Raw genomic sequence first — 14,918 nt, forward strand, 5'->3', positions numbered from 1 at the left:
CCTCGGCGCACGGCGGGGCCCTCCGTCCCACGGAAAAGGTCCAGACCTGTATGACACGGTGACGCGAACACGGCAAGAGTGCGCACCAAGGTTCGCGGGCGGCGCCCCCTTCACGGGGCCGACGAGGCTGCCCCGCGAAGGGGGCTCCGGAGCGAGGACCCCTGCCCGCGCCGGACTCGCCGCACCAGGGCAGCGGCCCCCGATGAGTTCCGGGCGCCCGCGCGGTCTCCCCTGCATGAGCAGCCAACCGAACGACCCGGCACCCCTGCCCGACCTCGGCCCTGCGGCGGCCGAGCTGACCCGTCTGCTCGACGGCGTGCGCGACGAGCACCTCGCGGGCCCGACGCCCTGCCCCGAGTACGCCGTGCGGGATCTCCTCTCGCACGTCCTCGGGCTCAGCGTCGCCTTCCAGGATGCCGCGCACAAGAAGTCGGGCCCGACCACCGAGACCCCTCCCGGCACCGTGGCGCCGCCCGAACTGCCCACGGACTGGCGCACGTCACTGCCCGAGAGCCTCGCCGCGATGGCCGCGGCCTGGCGGGATCCGGCGGCCTGGGAGGGCATGACGCAGGTGGGCGGCCTCACCCTGCCGGCCACCGTCACGGGCCGCGTCGGCCTCGACGAGCTGGTCGTGCACGGCTGGGACGTGGCGCGGGCCACCGGTCAGGAATTCCGGTCGGCCCCGGACGACCTGGAGGTCTCCTACGCCTTCCTCGCCCCGTCGAAGGACGATCCCGCCGCCCGTGGCACCGCGTTCGGCCCCGCCGTCGACGTCCCCGACGAGGCCCCGATGGTGGACCGCCTGATCGGCATGAGCGGCCGCGACCCGGCCTGGACCGCCTAGGGCCTGTCCGGCGGATCTCGTCCGGGGTGCGGGGGTGGGGGGGGGCCCCCCGCGGGGGGGCCCCCCCCCCCCCCCCCCCCCCGGAAATCCCGAGGCCCCCGCCGGGGGCCCCATACCGCGGGCGGGCCCAATGCCCCCCCCGGGGGAGGGGGCCCCACCGGCCGGGGGGGGCCGGGGGGGGGGGGGGGGGGGGGTTTGGGGGGGGGGGGGGGGGGGGGGCCCCCCCGGGGGGGGGGGCCCCCCACCCCCGCTCACCAGCACCGTAAAGCCGAAGCCCGCCGACGGCGACCAGATCCGCCGGACGGACCCTAGCCCGCCCAGTGCGTCGGGCGCACCAGCGACGGCGGAAGCCGGGTCGTCGCGTCGCCCTTCGCCGCGTTCAGCTGGGCCTGGGTCAGGAAGAGCGCTTCGGTCAGATCGGCGCCGGACAGCCGCGCGTCGCGGAAGTCCGCGCCGATCAGGTCGGCCAGGCGCAGATCGGCGCCGCGCAGATCCGCGGCGATCAGGAAGGCGCCCCGCAGGTTCGCCCCGCGCAGGTCGGCGCCCTTGAGCCGGGCACCCATGAGGTCCGCGCCCCGGCGGTCCTTCTTCTTGCCCGGATACCCGGCCCTGGCCAACTCGCTTGCCCGCAGCAGGAGTTGGTTGACCTTGTCGCGGTGGCCCGGCACGTCGAGGTCCGCCAGGGCCTGCGGGTCGAGCGCCGTGAGGGCCTCGGTCTCCTGTAGTGCCGCGCTCAGCTCCGCGTGGACGGGCCGCGCCTTCGCCAGGGCGAGCGCTTCGGTGACGTACCAGAGCAGCTCGTGGAGCTGGCGCATCACCGGGAAGACCTCGAACATCGAGGCGGCCGTCTCCGGCGCCGCCCGCCAGTCGCGGCCCTGGAACGTCTCCTGCGAGACCTTCTGACCGGCCCCGAAGCAGTCGTACACCGTGCAGCCCTGGAAGCCCCGGCCCCGCAGCTCCCGGTGGATTCCGCAGCGGAAGTCCTGCTGGAGGTTGGGGCAGGGCCTGCCGGCCGGCTTGTCGATCGCGAAGTCGGCGGACGCCGAGTAGGCGAGGGAGACACAGCACAGGCCGAAGCATCTGCCGCAGTCGGAGACGAGGGTGAGGCGGGTCGCACCCGGGGACGGGACGGCTGCCTCGTGGTTCTCGGACAACGTGCGGGACTCCTTCTGGCTGACGCACCGACCTGCGGCGACGGCGACCCGTCAGTGTAATCGCGCCCTCGCTCCGGTGCGGGACGCCTGGGAGGCGTGCCCCCCATGGGCGCCCGCCCCGCCGCACACGGCCGCGGACGCGGGCTCCCCACTCCTCAACTTCCTTGTGCCGCAGGGGTGTACGGTCACTTCCCGCTAATGGTAGGAAAGTTTCCTAACAGAACAGCGGAGCGACGAACTTCCCTCTGGAGGTCCAGGTGCACACCCCCCACCGCAAGGTCACCGCACGTCGTACCAAGATCGCCGTACGCGCCCTGCTCGGCACCGCACTCCTCGCGGTCCCGGTCACGGCGTACGCCGCGGAGAACCCGGCCGCCCCGACGGCGGACAATGCGTCGGTGATCAATGCCGCCGCGACCGGGCTCGACGACCCGGCGAAGAAGGACATAGCCATGCAGCTCGTCTCCAGCGCGGAGAACTCCTCGCTGGACTGGAAGGCGCAGTACAAGTACATCGAGGACATCAAGGACGGCCGGGGCTACACCGCCGGCATCATCGGGTTCTGCTCCGGCACCGGTGACATGCTCGACCTGGTCAAGCTCTACTCGGCCCGCAACCCCGGCAACGTCCTGGAGAAGTACCTGCCGGCCCTGGAGAAGGTCAACGGGAGCGACTCGCACAAGGGGCTCGACCCGGGCTTCACCAAGGACTGGAAGACCGCGGCCTCGGAGACGGACTTCAAGCAGGCCCAGAACGACGAGCGGGACCGGGTGTACTTCGACCCGGCCGTCAGCCGCGGCAAGTCGGACGGGGTCGGCACGCTCGGCCAGTTCATCTACTACGACGCCATCGTGATGCACGGCGACGGCAGCGATCCGACCAGCTTCAGCTCCATCCGCAAGCGCGCGCTCGCCAAGGCCAAGACCCCGGCCCAGGGCGGCAACGAGACGACGTACCTCAACGCCTTCCTGGACGCCCGGGTCTGGGCGATGAAGCAGGAGGAGGCGCACAGCGACACCAGCCGCGTCGACACCGAGCAGCGCGTGTTCCTAAAGAAGGGCAACCTCAACCTGAACACCCCGCTCGACTGGAAGGTGTACGGCGACCCGTACCACATCGGTTAACTCCCCCCACACGAGCGGCGGTTACGGCAGCGAGCGGCTGCCGTGACCGCCGCTCGCGCACGAGCCCCCGTCCCTCCGGTGGCCGAATTCGGCCGAGTTGACGAAACTCGCTTTACGCAACCTTTGCGGCCCGTATTCTCTCCTTCACCAGATCCTCACAAGAGCATCGTTCGTCCGAGAGAGCCGCCGCATGCGCATATCAAGACCAGCCGTTCGCACTCTGCTCGTTTCCGGCCTGCTCGGTGCGCTCGCCCTCACCACAAGCGGCTGCCAGGACGACGCGGCGGGGCCGGCGAAGCCCTCGGCCAGCAGCCCGGCCGCGACCGCCACGCAGTCGCCGACGCCCTCCCCGTCTCCGTCGGACACCCCGTCACCGTCGGCCACCCCCAGCCAGAGCGCCACCCCGGCGCCGGCGCACAGCCCGACGCCCGCCCCGCCGGCCGCGAAGAAGCCCGCCGCGCCCAAGCCCCCGCCCAAGCCCAAGATGACGGCCCCGGTCGTGCCCCCGCCGATGGACGGCGGCGGGAACAAGGGCGGCGGGAGCTCCGTGTACTACAAGAACTGCACCGCCGCCCGGGCCGCCGGGGTCACCCCGCTGCACCGCGGCGACCCCGGCTACGACTCCCATCTGGACCGGGACGGCGACGGCATCGCCTGCGAGCGCTGAACCTCAGGCCGCGCGCTGCTGGGTGAGCCGCCAGGTCATCCAGTCCGCGCCGTCCGTGAACTGGGCGCTGGGGAAGGCGGTCGCGCCGCTGCGCACGCGGTGCAGCCGCCCTTCCGCTTCGAGCAGCGCCAGATCGCGGTAGACCGTCATCCGGCTCACCCGCATCTCCCGGATCAGCTCGGCGACCGAGACATGGCCCTTGTACTCGACCCACCGCGCGATACGGGCCCGGCGGACGTCGGCGGTCAGCACGCCGAGCACCTGCGGCCGCGGCCGCCGAGCGCCATCCGGTTCCAGGTGTGGCGCCGGCCGCGGACCGCCACCGAGTAGGAGTAGAGCAGCTCCGGGTCGCACATGCCGGGGATGAAGGAGTCCCCGAAGTGGTGGGCGTCGACCCCTATCTCCTTCGCGTTGAGGGCGAGTTGGGGCACGACGTTGGTGTGCGAGCCCTCCTGGCTGGTGCCGATCGCGCCCATCACCACGGCGCCCGCGTCCTGCACGGCCGCGACCGCCTCGGCGGCCAGCTCCTTGGTGACGCCGGGCATGGTGCCGGGCAGCGGCAGGACGACCCCGTCGGCGCCCGCCTCGACGAGCGAGGTCAGACGGGCGGGGGTGACCCGCTCGGGGTGCCCGGCGTGGTGCATCTTGCCGCTCCACAGGGCCACGTCGTCGCCAAGTCCCTTGCGCAGTTGCTCAGTCACCCGGGCGAGGCCGTCGTAGGAGCCGCCGGTGCCGGGGTTCGCGGTGAGGCACAGCATGGCCGCGCCCATGTCGACGAGCCGCTTGGCGTACTCGGGCTTCGCCCGCCGGATCTCCGGCACGTCGCCGGGTTCGAGGTTGACGGCGACGGGCCGGCCGATGTGGGCCGCGAGGTCGCCGATCGAGGTGAAGGTGCCGAGGCCCGGCAGTGTCAGCCGGCTTCCGTCCCAGGCCCGTTCGATGAGGTTCAGGACGACGAGATCGGCGCCGAAGGCGGCGACGAGCTCCATGTTGTGGACGCCTCTGCCGTCCTGACCCGGGATCAGCGCGGCCCGTTCGGCGAAGACCTCGGCGACCATCGTGCGGCCCTCGGCGGCCGCCACGGCGGCGGTGAGCTCCCGCCCGCGCAGTGCGGCGAGGCCCTCCCGGTCGAGGTCGAGGATGCGGGTGGTGTGCTCAACTGGCTTGTGCGTCATGGCTACTTGGCCTCCGCCTTCAGGAGTTCGGCGAGCTCTTCGTCGGATTCACGGCCCGGCGTCGGAAGGTTGAACCTGGTGATCGCGAAGCGGAAGACCACGTAGTAGAGGCCCGCGAAGCAGAGGCCGACCAGGGCGAGCAGCCAGGGTTTCTGCGCGATGCCGATGTTGAGGAAGAAGTCGATCGCGCCGGCCGAGAACCCGAAGCCGTCCTTCATGCCGAGGGCCCAGGTCAGTGCCATGGAGACTCCGGTGAGCACGGCGTGGATCGCGTACAGGACCGGGGCGATGAACATGAAGCTGAACTCGATCGGCTCGGTGATGCCAGTGATGAAGGCGGTGAGCGCGAGGGAGAACATCATGCCGCCGACGACCTTGCGGCGCTCGGGACGGGCGCAGTGGGTGATCGCGAGGCAGGCCGCCGGGAGGGCGAACATCATGATCGGGAAGAAGCCCGTCATGAACTGGCCCGCGGTCGGGTCGCCCGCCAGGAAGCGGGGGATGTCGCCGTGGGCACCCTGGTAGTCGCCCGCCTGCCACCACGGGAAGGAGTTCAGGAGGTGGTGCATGCCGACCGGGATGAGTCCGCGGTTGGCGACGCCGAAGATGCCGGCGCCGACCGCGCCCGAGCCGACCAGCCACTCGCCGAAGTGGTGCAGTCCGGCGCCGAGGACCGGCCAGATCAGACCGAAGACGATGCCGATGACCAGGCCCGCGAAGGAGGAAAGGATCGGCACGAGGCGGCGGCCGCCGAAGAAGCCCGCCCAGTCGGGCAACTTGGTCCGGTGGAACTTCTGGTAGAGCAGGGCGACCACGATGCCCATCACGACGCCGCCGAGCACACCGGCGTCGACGGGTGCGTCGTTCATGACGATCTTGCCGTCGACGACCGCCGCGACCTTCGGGAGGTTGCTGTCGGTGAAGGTGGCGAGCACCTTCTGGAACACGAGGTATCCGGCGACGGCGGCAAGACCCGTGGAGCCGTCCGCCTTCTTGGCGAAGCCGATCGCGATGCCGACGCAGAAGAGCAGCGCGATGTTGCTGATGATCGCGCCGCCGCCCGCGGACATGTATCCGGCGATCTTGGTCACGACGGTCGGGAAGGACTCCCTGCCGAGCATGTCGGTGTTGCCGAGGCGTACCAGGAGGGCCGCCGCGGGCATCACGGCCACCGGCAGCATCAGGCTGCGGCCGATGCGCTGCAGGACGGCCATCACCCCGGCGGTCTTTTTCTTCTTCTCGGTCGCGTCCGTCGGTGCGGCCGTACTCATCTGCTTCCTCCATGGACAGGGTGTTGCCATGGCAGGGGGCGCAACATCCAAACGGGCCGCGACCCCATGAGGGAGCTGCGGCCCTTCCGTTCTAACACCGTGACCAGCGAAGACAGCTGCTGAGCGGCCTACGGACGACCATCGGCCCGGCAGGTGGTGCCACAGGTCCCGAGGGGTCCCGTGGCCTGCCGGGCCGAAGGGATGAGCGGTGGCGCGAGGCGCCGGTCAGTGTAGGGCGACCTCCGGTTCGGCCGCCTGGAGCGCCTCGACCTCCGTCTCCTGACGCTGCTTGCCGAAGTGGTTGAAGGCCAGGTTGAGGACGATGGCCACGACACAGCCGGTGGATATTCCGGAGTCGAGGACGACGAGGACCTGGTCGGGGAAGGCGTGGTAGAAGTCCGGCTTGGCGATCGGTATCAGGCCGATGCCGACGGCGGCGGCCACGATCAGCGCGTTCTCCCCCTTCTCCAGGGCCGCGGTCGACAGGGTCTGGATGCCGCTCGCGGCGACCGAGCCGAACAGGACGATGCCCGCGCCGCCGAGCACCGGCAGGGGAACGAGGGAGATCACCGAGGCCGCGACCGGAGACAGGCCGATCACGACGAGGATGAGGCCGCCCGTCGCGACGACGAACCGGCTGCGCACCTTGGTCATCGCGACGAGCCCGATGTTCTGGGCGAAGGCGCTGGCCATGAAGCCGTTGAAGAGGGTGCTGAGCACGGATCCGAGGGTGTCGGCGCGCAGCCCGGCGGCGATGGTCTTCTGGTCGGCCGGACGCTCGACGATCTTTCCGAGGGCCAGCATGTCGGCGGTGGACTCCGTCATACAGACCAGCATCACGATGCACATCGAGACGATGGCGGCGACGTCGAACTGCGGGGCGCCGAAGTGGAACGGCGTCGGGAAGCCGATGACGTCCGCGTTCTTGATGGCGTCCAGGCTGGTCTTGCCCATCGGGATGGCGATGAGCGAGCCGGCCACCAGACCGAGCAGGATCGCGATCTGCTGCATGAACCCGTGCAGCAGTCTGCGCAGCGCGAGCACGATGACCAGGGTGATCGCGGCGAGCGCGAGGTTGGACAGCGAACCGTAGTCGGAGGCCTTCTCATTGCCCCCGGACGCCCAGTTGAAGGCGACGGGCAGCAGCGAGACGCCTATCAGGGTGATCACGGTGCCGGTGACGACCGGCGGGAAGAAGCGGACGAGCTTGCCGAAGTAGGGCGCGGCCAGGAAGCCGAGCAGTCCGGCGACGATGATCCCGCCGAGGATGACGGGGATGGCGTTGGTGCCGTGTTCCTTGCCGATGGCGATCATCGGGCTGACCCCGGCGAACGAAACACCGTTCACGAAGGGCAACTTGGCGCCGATCTTCCAGATCCCGAGGGTCTGGAGGAGCGTGGCGAGACCCGCGGTGAACAGGCTCGCGGCGACCAGGAAGGCGGTCTCCTTGGTGTCGAGCCCCACAGCGGGGCCGACGATCATGGGCGGGGCCACCACACCCGCGTACATCGCGGCCACGTGCTGGAGGCCGCTGGTGAACATTTTCAGCGGGGGGAGCGTCTCATCGACCGGGTGCTTCTCGCCGGTCTGGGCGGGGCTGACTGCGAAGTTGCGAAACCTGGGCTGTGCGGCCACGGCGGTTCCTCCGGTCGGTTACACGTCGGCGGTGGACGCGGGTGTCTTGGAGGTGGTGCGTTGTGGTGCGTTGAGCAGCGTGAACAGGTGGTGCGAGGCAGTACGGACAGCACGGCTCGGCTGTCGGGTGGTACGGGGTGGCGCCGGACGGTTGGGGATGGAACCGAACGGGTGCGGGTGGCACGGGCGTTGCCGGTCGCCGGACGGTTCTCGGTGCCGGCGGCGGTCGCCGTCGATGGTGCCGGACGGTACGGACAGAGCGCGGGTCGCGCATCCGGTACGGCTGGTGCGGCAGACGCTGCTCGCGTCAACTCGCGGTGCTTGTGCGGTGGTTGGCACATTTCACCGTTCCGGGGGGTGCGTACGTCCTTGTAGTACGCACCCCCCGGTCCAGCTGCCATGGACCCCGCTCGGGTCCACGGCGACCGGCCGAGGGCCGTCCCCCTCGGCCGGACTCCTTGGGGTCAGGCCTGCGCGGCGATCCGGGCGAGGCGCTGGGCCTCTTCACGGGTCGCGACGGCGATGGCGTCCTCGTCGACCGTGGTGAGACGGCTGTTCTCGACGATCTGCTTGCCGTTCACGAACGAGGCGGTGACCGGGGCCGCCGCGCCGAAGACGAGCGCGGTGACCGGGTCGGCGATGGACGCGTGGGCGAGGGTGTCCAGCTTCCACAGCACGAAGTCGGCGAGCTTGCCCGCTTCGAGGGAGCCGATCTGGTCGGCGCGGCCGAGCACCTGGGCGCCGCCGTAGGTGCCCAGGCGCAGGGCCTGGCGGGCGTTGAGCGCGGCCTCGCGGTGCTGGGCGTTGAGACGGTTGATGAGGAGCGCGTTGCGCAGCTCGGTGTGCAGCTCGCCCGACTCGTTGGAGGCGGTGCCGTCCACGCCCAGGCCGACCGGGACGCCGGCCTTCAGCATGTCCGGGACGCGGGCGATGCCGGCGGCGAGGCGCGCGTTGGAGGACGGGCAGTGGGCGACGCCGGTGCCGGTGCGGGCGAAGGCGGCGATGTCGGAGTCGTTCATGTGGACGCAGTGCGCCATCCACACGTCGCTGCCGAGCCAGCCGGTCGACTCGAAGTAGTCGGTCGGGCCCATGCCGAACAGCTCCTTGCAGAACTGCTCCTCCTCCACGGTCTCCGAGCCGTGGGTGTGCAGCCGTACGCCCTTGGCGCGGGCCAACTCGGCGCCCTGCTTCATGAGTTCGGTGGAGACCGAGAAGGGCGAGCAGGGGGCGACGGCGACCTGGGTCATCGAGCCGAAGGAGGCGTCGTGGAAGCGGTCGACGGTCTCGGCGGTCGCGGCGAGCGCGCCGTCGAGGGTCTCGACGGCGAAGTCCGGCGGCAGGCCGCCGTCCTTCTCGCTGCGGTCCATGGAGCCTCGGGCCAGGGTGAAGCGCACGCCCATCTCGGAGGCCGCGCCGATGATCGCGCCGGACAGGTCGCCGGAGTTCAGCGGGTAGACGTAGTGGTGGTCCATCGCGGTGGTGACACCGCCGCGCGCCATCATCGCGAGCGAACCCTGGGCGGCGACGCGGCCCATCTGCTCGTCGATGCGCGCCCACGTCGGGTAGAGGGCGACCAGCCAGTTGAAGAGGTTGTGGTCGGTGGCCAGACCACGCGTGATCCACTGGTAGAAGTGGTGGTGCGTGTTGACCAGGCCGGGGGTGACCAGGTGGCCGGTGCCGTCGATGCGGCGGACCACGTTTTCCAGGCCCTTCGGGGCCTGGCCGGCTCCGATCGACTCGATCTTGTTGTCGGCGACGACCAGGTAGCCGGAGGCGTACTCGGTGTCATTCGCGTCCACGGTGGCGATCGCACAGTTCTCGATGACGATGCGCTGGGGGGCTGCCGAAGGTGCCATGGTGCTTCCTTCTTCGATCAGTGGCGGCTGTGACTTGGGCACGGCAGGACCCTACGAGGATTTGAGTGCCGGGACCGCGACGCGGCTCCGGGTGCCGAGATGGTGGAAGAAAAGGTTGAGCAGGACCGCGGTGAGCGCTCCCGCGCTGATTCCGGACCCGAGCACGGTCTGTGCCCAGGCGGGGAATCCGGCGTAGAAGGTGGGCGCGGCGAGCGGGATGATGCCCGCCCCGAGCGCGACGGCCACCAGGATGATGTTGGAGCTGTCGTCGAGCCCGGCCTCGGAGAGGGTACGGATGCCGCTCACCGCGATCGAGCCGAACAGGACGATTCCGGCGCCGCCGAGGACGGGCATCGGGACCAGGGAGACGACCGCGCCGAGCACCGGGAAGGCGCCGAGCACGAGCAGGGCGCAGCCCGCGACGGCGACAACGTACCTGCTGCGTACGCGAGTCAGCGAGACCACGCCCACGTTCTGGGCGAACGCGCTGGTGGGGAAGCCGCCGAAGACGGGTCCGAGCAGCGTGGCGATGCCGTCGGTGCGCAGGCCCCGGGCGATGGTGCGCCCGTCGGTGCGGCGCTCGCAGATCTCGCCGATGGCGAGCATGCCGGCGCTGGACTCGGTCATCAGGACCAGCATCACGATGCACAGCGAGAGGACGGCCGCCGGGTGGAACTCGGGGGCGCCGAAGGAGAAGGGCGTCGGCAGGGCGGCGACGGGCGCGGACTTCATCGCCGCGAAGTCGGCCATGCCGAACGGGATGGCGGCGAGTGTGCCGATCAACAGGCCTAGCAGCAAGGCGACTTGGCGCAGGAAACCGCGGCCGAAGCGCTGGAAGAGCAGGATCACGACGAGCGTGAAGGCGGCGAGCGCCAGGTTCTTCATGGACCCGAAGTCGGCGGCGGTCTTGTCGCCGCCCTGGGCCCAGGAGACGGGTACGGGCATCAGCGTGACGCCGATGAGCGTGATCACGACACCGGTCACCAGCGGCGGGAAGAAGCGCAGCAGCCGGCCGAAGAAGGGGCCGACCAGGAGGCAGAAGACTCCGGCGACCATCACCGCGCCGTAGATGGCGGGGAGTTGGTGGCCTTTGGCGCTGGTCTCGGCGATCGCGAGCATGGGCGCGATGCCGGCCGAGGAGGCGGCGTTGACGAACGGGAGCCGGTTTCCGGCGAAGTTCGCGAGACCGATGGTCTGCAGGACGGTGGCGAGCCCGGCTATGAGCAGGCTGGCCGCGATCAGACGGGTCTGTCCCGCGGTGTCCAGGCCGACGGCCTGGCCGATGATGAGCGGAGGGGTGACGACGCCCGCGTACATGGCGGCGATGTGCTGGAGCGCGGCGGGGACGAGCCGCGAGGCAGGAAGCTTTTCATCCACCGGGTGCACGGCACCTTCAGGTGGGGTGGGACATGGGCCGTCGGCTGGTGCCGGCCCCATTGCAGGCTGTGCCATGAGATTCCCTCCGGTCTGGCCGGCCCCCGCCCGACTGCGGGCGGACGGGGGCCGGCTCAGTGCCGCGTCAGAGGTTGGTCATGTCGACCGGGATCTGCGGCTCGACGCCGTCGCGCAGGACGGTCGCCTCGATCAGACCGTACGGACGGTCGGCCGCGAAGTAGACCTCGTTGTCGTTCTTGAGCCCGAACGGCTCGAGGTCCACCAGGAAGTGGTGCTTGTTCGGCAGCGAGAATCGAACCTCGTCGATCTCGGACCGGTTGTTGATGATGCGCGAACCCATCTGGTACAGGGTCTGCTGGAGCGAGAGGGAGTACGTCTCGGCGAAGGCCTGCAGCATGTGCTTGCGCACCTGCTCGTAGGACTTCTCCCAGTTGGGCGCCTTCTGCTCGTCGTCGCTCCAGTTGAAGCGCCAGCGGGCGGAGACCTGGGTGGCCAGGATGCGGTCGTACGCCTCCTGGAGCGTCGTGTACTTGTCCTTGACGTAACCCCAGAACTCGGAGTTCGTCGAGTTCATCACGACCAGGTCCTTGAGGCCCGAGATGACCTCCCACTTCTCACCGTCGTAGGTGATCTGGGTGACCCGGGTCTCCTGGCCCTTGCGGACGAAGGAGTGCTTGACGTCGTCGGAGCCGATGAACTTCGAGTTGGCCTCGGAGGTCTCGATGCGCTCCCACGAGTACTCCTCGATGCGGATGCGCGCGACCTTGATCGGCTCCTGCGAGGTCACGAAGTGCCGCGCGAGGTGGATGCCGAACTGCTCGGCGGACTCTATGCCGTACTCCTTGGCGAACGCGTACACCGTGTTCTTGGTGGTGTCCGTCGGAAGCACGTTGGCGTTCGAGCCGGAGTAGTGCACGTCCTCCATGTCGCCGGACAGGGCGACCGAGACGTTCAGGTCCTTGATGTGGTGCGTGTCGCCGTCCCGCGTGATCTTGACGACGCGGTTCTCTGCTTTGCCGTACTGGTTCTGGCCGAGAATCGTGGGCATGTCTGCTAGCTCCCTCGGTAAACGGAGTAGCCGAACGGGTTGAGCAGCAGCGGTACGTGATAGTGCTCGCCCGGGGTGACGGCGAAAGTGATCGCCACCTCCGGGAAGAACGCACCGCTGTCCCTTACGCGGGGGGCGTCCTGCTGCGCCTCGGCTTGCTTCTTGTTGAAGTACTGCTCGACCTCGAAGTCGAGTCGCACGTGGGTGGTGCCTTCCGGCAGGGCCGGCAGGTCCTTGCAGCGCCCGTCCGCGTCGGTCGCGGAACCGCCGAGCGCGGTCCACTCGGCGTCGGAGCCCGAGCGGGCCGCGAGCGAGATGGCGACGCCCTCGGCGGGGCGTCCGATGCTGGTGTCCAGGATGTGCGTGGACACCGAGGCGGTGGTCGCGGTGCTCATCAGTCCTTGTCCTCTTCTACGAGACGGGTCAGCCGGATTCGGTTGATCTTCCCGAGTTCGGTGCGCACGATCTCGCGCTCCTCCTCGGCGGTGTTGCCGATCCGGGTCTTTACCGCATCGCGCATCTGCTCGCCGGTGGCACCGGTCGCGCAGATCAGGAAGACATGACCGAACTTCTCCTGGTAGTCCAGGTTCAGTTCGAGCAGCTCGGCCTTGAGGGCCTCGGAGGCCCCGGCCATTCCGCGCTGTTCACGTGCGGAGGTGGGGTCACCGGGCTTCGGCCGGCCGATCGGCGGGTGCCCGGCCATCGCCTCTTCCAGGTCCTCCACACCCAGCTCGGCCAGAGCGGCGTCACTGGCGATGAAGAGGTCCTCCGCGGTGGCGTACGGGCGCTGGGCGAGCAGCTTGCTCCCCCACGCCGAACTGGCGCACACCTCGTGGAGCGCGGCCAGGGCCGCACTGTCCTGTGAGGTGTTGAACCGAGCGAGGCCCGGCGTCGAAGTCGAAGTCACGGCGGCCTCCGTGGCCTTGGTGCTGAACGGGCTGCGGATAGCTAACGCCCTCCGAAACATCCCGTCAACACTTTGTTGAAAACTTGGGGTTACAAAAACCGCCGCCCGGTGTCCGGACGGCGGTTCGTTGCGTTCGAGGGGTGCCGAAGCGGGCACCGAGCGTGCTCGCTCAGTCGCCCTTGGCGGTGTTTTCCCTGTTCAGATCCCTGTTCAGGTAGTTGTACACGGTGAAACGGCTGACCCCGAGGGCCGAGGCGACCGTCTCCACGCCGTGCCGCACGGAGAAGGCACCACGCGCCTCCAGGGTCCGTACGGCCGACTGCTTGGCCTTGCGGTCGAGGGAGGCGAGCGGCATGCCGTGCCGGCGCTCCATGGCGGCCAGGATGTGGTCCAGGGAGTCGGAGAGCTGCGGCAGCCGCACCGCCACCACGTCCTCGCCCTCCCAGGCGAGCACCACGTCGTCGGGGTCCGCGTGCTCCGGCGCCAGCATCTCGGCGCCCATCGCGTCGACGAGCGGCTTGACCGCCTGGAGCAGCGGGTGCTCGGCGGGGTCGGCGACGCGGGGAGGCCCGGCCGGGGCGGCGGCCCGAGGGGGCTCGGTCGGCGCGGCGGGAGCGGTGGGTTCGGTCACTTCTCGTCCTCCCCGATCACATTGACCTGGAGCGAGACCCGGGTGGCGCCGGCCGCGAGCGCGCTGCGCAGCAGCTCGTCCACCGCGGTCAGCACCTCGTCGGCGCCGCCTTCCGCGGTGTTGCCGAAGGGGCCGACGTCGATCGCGTCGAGCCGGGCCGCCTGGATCACATCGCGGGCGACCACGGCATGCGGCGGCGCCTCGTCGAGATCGAAGGGCTCGGTCGTGAACTCCACTCTCAATCGCACGCGCTCAACCTACTGCGAGCGGGACGAAATCCGGGAGGCCCCCTTGACAACCTCGCCCGTCCCGCTGCAACCTTCCATCAAGCAGAAAACAACTTCCGCAATACGGAAGGAGCGCACACCCCTCATGGGATACACGGACCAGCGCTTCGATGTGAACCTCTCGATCCTCTTCACGGAACTCCCGCTCCTGGAGCGTCCCGCGGCCGCGGCCGCGGCGGGCTTCACGGCGGTCGAGCTGTGGTGGCCCTGGATCGAGACCCCCACCCCCGACCAGGCCGAGCTCGACGCCCTCAAGAAGGCGCTCGACGACGCCGGCACCCAGCTGGTGGGACTCAACTTCTACGCCGGCGCCCTGCCGGGCCCGGACCGCGGCGCGCTGTCGGTTCCCGGCGAGGAGTCGGACCGCTTCCGCGCCAACATCGAGGTGGCGGCCGACTTCGCCGCCTCGGTCGGCTGCAAGGCGCTCAACGCGCTCTACGGCAACCGCGTCGAAGGCGCGGACCCGCAGGTGCAGGACGCCCTCGCCCTGGAGAACCTCGTCCTGGCGGCCCGCGCGGCCGACCGGGTCGGCGCGATCCTCCTGGTCGAGACCCTGAACAAGCCGGAGTCCCCGCTCTACCCGCTGGTGAGCGCCCCGTCCGCGATCGAGGTCGTGGACAAGGTCAACGCCGCGACGGGTCTGGGCAACGCCAAGTTCCTCCTCGACATCTACCACCTGTCGATGAACGGCGAGAACGTCGCCGAGGTCATCGAGGCGTACGCCGACAAGACCGGCCACGTGCAGATCGCCGACAACCCGGGCCGTGGCGCGCCGGGCACCGGCTCGCTGCCCCTGGAAGAGCTGCTCGACCAGCTCAAGAAGGCCGGCTACGACGGCTGGGTGGGCCTGGAGTACAAGGCCGCCGACGCCGCCGCGTCCTTCGAGTGGCTCCCCGCCGAGGCCCGCGCGGCCCGCTGAGGCCG

The 14,918-nt window shown here is 70.1% G+C and carries 16 protein-coding genes; 4 read left to right on the top strand and 12 right to left on the bottom strand.

Annotation, left to right across the window (positions count from 1 at the left end; genetic code table 11):
• Window positions 1-235: 235 nt before the first annotated feature.
• Window positions 236-844 carry a TIGR03086 family metal-binding protein gene (locus ACFYZA_RS33860; protein WP_388494441.1) on the top strand — a complete coding sequence of 203 codons (609 nt, stop codon included), beginning with the start codon at window positions 236-238 and terminating at the stop codon, window positions 842-844.
• Between the two features lie 308 nt (window positions 845-1,152).
• Here the strand turns inward: ACFYZA_RS33860 and ACFYZA_RS33865 are convergent, their stop codons facing one another.
• The gene (locus tag ACFYZA_RS33865) at window positions 1,153-1,998 is read right to left on the bottom strand and encodes a pentapeptide repeat-containing protein (protein ID WP_388494442.1); all 846 of its coding nucleotides are present in this window, start codon (window positions 1,996-1,998) and stop codon (window positions 1,153-1,155) included.
• Between the two features lie 257 nt (window positions 1,999-2,255).
• Here ACFYZA_RS33865 and ACFYZA_RS33870 point away from each other — a divergent pair, with 257 nt between their 5' ends.
• Entirely contained in the window at window positions 2,256-3,122 is an 867-nt protein-coding gene (locus ACFYZA_RS33870) for a chitosanase (RefSeq protein WP_382590395.1), read from the top strand.
• 190 nt (window positions 3,123-3,312) lie between these two features.
• Window positions 3,313-3,789: an excalibur calcium-binding domain-containing protein gene (locus ACFYZA_RS33875; RefSeq protein WP_388494443.1), complete on the top strand. Its 477-nt coding sequence runs from the start codon at window positions 3,313-3,315 to the stop codon at window positions 3,787-3,789.
• Window positions 3,790-3,792: 3 nt separating this feature from the next.
• Here the strand turns inward: ACFYZA_RS33875 and ACFYZA_RS33880 are convergent, their stop codons facing one another.
• The 11 genes from ACFYZA_RS33880 to ACFYZA_RS33930 all read right to left on the bottom strand — a co-directional run bounded on the left by ACFYZA_RS33880 (window position 3,793) and on the right by ACFYZA_RS33930 (window position 13,955).
• Window positions 3,793-4,041 carry a DeoR family transcriptional regulator gene (locus ACFYZA_RS33880; RefSeq protein WP_382590401.1) on the bottom strand — a complete coding sequence of 83 codons (249 nt, stop codon included), beginning with the start codon at window positions 4,039-4,041 and terminating at the stop codon, window positions 3,793-3,795.
• Window positions 4,035-4,964: a hypothetical protein gene (locus tag ACFYZA_RS33885; RefSeq protein ID WP_382590404.1), complete on the bottom strand. Its 930-nt coding sequence runs from the start codon at window positions 4,962-4,964 to the stop codon at window positions 4,035-4,037. Before ACFYZA_RS33885 ends, ACFYZA_RS33880 begins: the two co-directional genes overlap by 7 nt.
• 2 nt (window positions 4,965-4,966) lie before the next feature.
• A complete protein-coding gene (locus ACFYZA_RS33890) occupies window positions 4,967-6,235 on the bottom strand; it encodes a PTS transporter subunit EIIC (protein WP_388494444.1) in 1,269 nt (422 codons plus the stop codon).
• Between the two features lie 225 nt (window positions 6,236-6,460).
• Entirely contained in the window at window positions 6,461-7,870 is a 1,410-nt protein-coding gene (locus ACFYZA_RS33895; RefSeq protein WP_382590411.1) for a nucleobase:cation symporter-2 family protein, read from the bottom strand.
• Window positions 7,871-8,334: 464 nt separating this feature from the next.
• Window positions 8,335-9,726 carry an 8-oxoguanine deaminase gene (locus tag ACFYZA_RS33900; RefSeq protein ID WP_388494445.1) on the bottom strand — a complete coding sequence of 464 codons (1,392 nt, stop codon included), beginning with the start codon at window positions 9,724-9,726 and terminating at the stop codon, window positions 8,335-8,337.
• Window positions 9,727-9,777: 51 nt separating this feature from the next.
• Window positions 9,778-11,178 (bottom strand): nucleobase:cation symporter-2 family protein, encoded by a 1,401-nt coding sequence (locus ACFYZA_RS33905; protein WP_388494446.1) that lies wholly within the window; start codon window positions 11,176-11,178, stop codon window positions 9,778-9,780.
• A gap of 67 nt (window positions 11,179-11,245) precedes the next feature.
• Window positions 11,246-12,169, bottom strand: a complete 924-nt coding sequence (gene pucL, locus ACFYZA_RS33910; RefSeq protein WP_114036149.1) for a factor-independent urate hydroxylase — start codon at window positions 12,167-12,169, stop codon at window positions 11,246-11,248.
• Between the two features lie 5 nt (window positions 12,170-12,174).
• The gene (gene uraH, locus ACFYZA_RS33915; protein WP_382590420.1) at window positions 12,175-12,564 is read right to left on the bottom strand and encodes a hydroxyisourate hydrolase; all 390 of its coding nucleotides are present in this window, start codon (window positions 12,562-12,564) and stop codon (window positions 12,175-12,177) included.
• Window positions 12,564-13,076: a 2-oxo-4-hydroxy-4-carboxy-5-ureidoimidazoline decarboxylase gene (gene uraD / locus ACFYZA_RS33920; protein WP_382590424.1), complete on the bottom strand. Its 513-nt coding sequence runs from the start codon at window positions 13,074-13,076 to the stop codon at window positions 12,564-12,566. The genes uraH and uraD overlap by 1 nt, the downstream gene beginning before the upstream one ends.
• 169 nt (window positions 13,077-13,245) lie before the next feature.
• Window positions 13,246-13,578 carry a helix-turn-helix domain-containing protein gene (locus ACFYZA_RS33925; protein WP_382590708.1) on the bottom strand — a complete coding sequence of 111 codons (333 nt, stop codon included), beginning with the start codon at window positions 13,576-13,578 and terminating at the stop codon, window positions 13,246-13,248.
• 125 nt (window positions 13,579-13,703) lie between these two features.
• Complete coding sequence (locus ACFYZA_RS33930; protein ID WP_382590427.1) at window positions 13,704-13,955, bottom strand: hypothetical protein; 252 nt, start codon at window positions 13,953-13,955, stop codon at window positions 13,704-13,706.
• Window positions 13,956-14,079: 124 nt separating this feature from the next.
• Here ACFYZA_RS33930 and ACFYZA_RS33935 point away from each other — a divergent pair, with 124 nt between their 5' ends.
• Window positions 14,080-14,913, top strand: a complete 834-nt coding sequence (locus tag ACFYZA_RS33935) for a TIM barrel protein (RefSeq protein WP_382590430.1) — start codon at window positions 14,080-14,082, stop codon at window positions 14,911-14,913.
• Window positions 14,914-14,918: the final 5 nt, after the last annotated feature.

Source organism: Streptomyces sp. NPDC001828, assembly GCF_042892175.1.
GTDB lineage: Bacteria > Actinomycetota > Actinomycetes > Streptomycetales > Streptomycetaceae > Streptomyces.

Coding starts and splice junctions, on each gene's coding strand:
- ACFYZA_RS33860 (WP_388494441.1), top strand. CDS start 236: ATGAGCAGCCAACCGAACGACCCGGCACCCCTGCCCGACCTCGGCCCT.
- ACFYZA_RS33875 (WP_388494443.1), top strand. CDS start 3,313: ATGCGCATATCAAGACCAGCCGTTCGCACTCTGCTCGTTTCCGGCCTG.
- ACFYZA_RS33885 (WP_382590404.1), bottom strand. CDS start 4,964: ATGACGCACAAGCCAGTTGAGCACACCACCCGCATCCTCGACCTCGAC.
- ACFYZA_RS33890 (WP_388494444.1), bottom strand. CDS start 6,235: ATGAGTACGGCCGCACCGACGGACGCGACCGAGAAGAAGAAAAAGACC.
- ACFYZA_RS33900 (WP_388494445.1), bottom strand. CDS start 9,726: ATGGCACCTTCGGCAGCCCCCCAGCGCATCGTCATCGAGAACTGTGCG.
- ACFYZA_RS33905 (WP_388494446.1), bottom strand. CDS start 11,178: ATGGCACAGCCTGCAATGGGGCCGGCACCAGCCGACGGCCCATGTCCC.
- pucL (WP_114036149.1), bottom strand. CDS start 12,169: ATGCCCACGATTCTCGGCCAGAACCAGTACGGCAAAGCAGAGAACCGC.
- uraH (WP_382590420.1), bottom strand. CDS start 12,564: ATGAGCACCGCGACCACCGCCTCGGTGTCCACGCACATCCTGGACACC.
- ACFYZA_RS33925 (WP_382590708.1), bottom strand. CDS start 13,578: ATGGGCGCCGAGATGCTGGCGCCGGAGCACGCGGACCCCGACGACGTG.
- ACFYZA_RS33935 (WP_382590430.1), top strand. CDS start 14,080: ATGGGATACACGGACCAGCGCTTCGATGTGAACCTCTCGATCCTCTTC.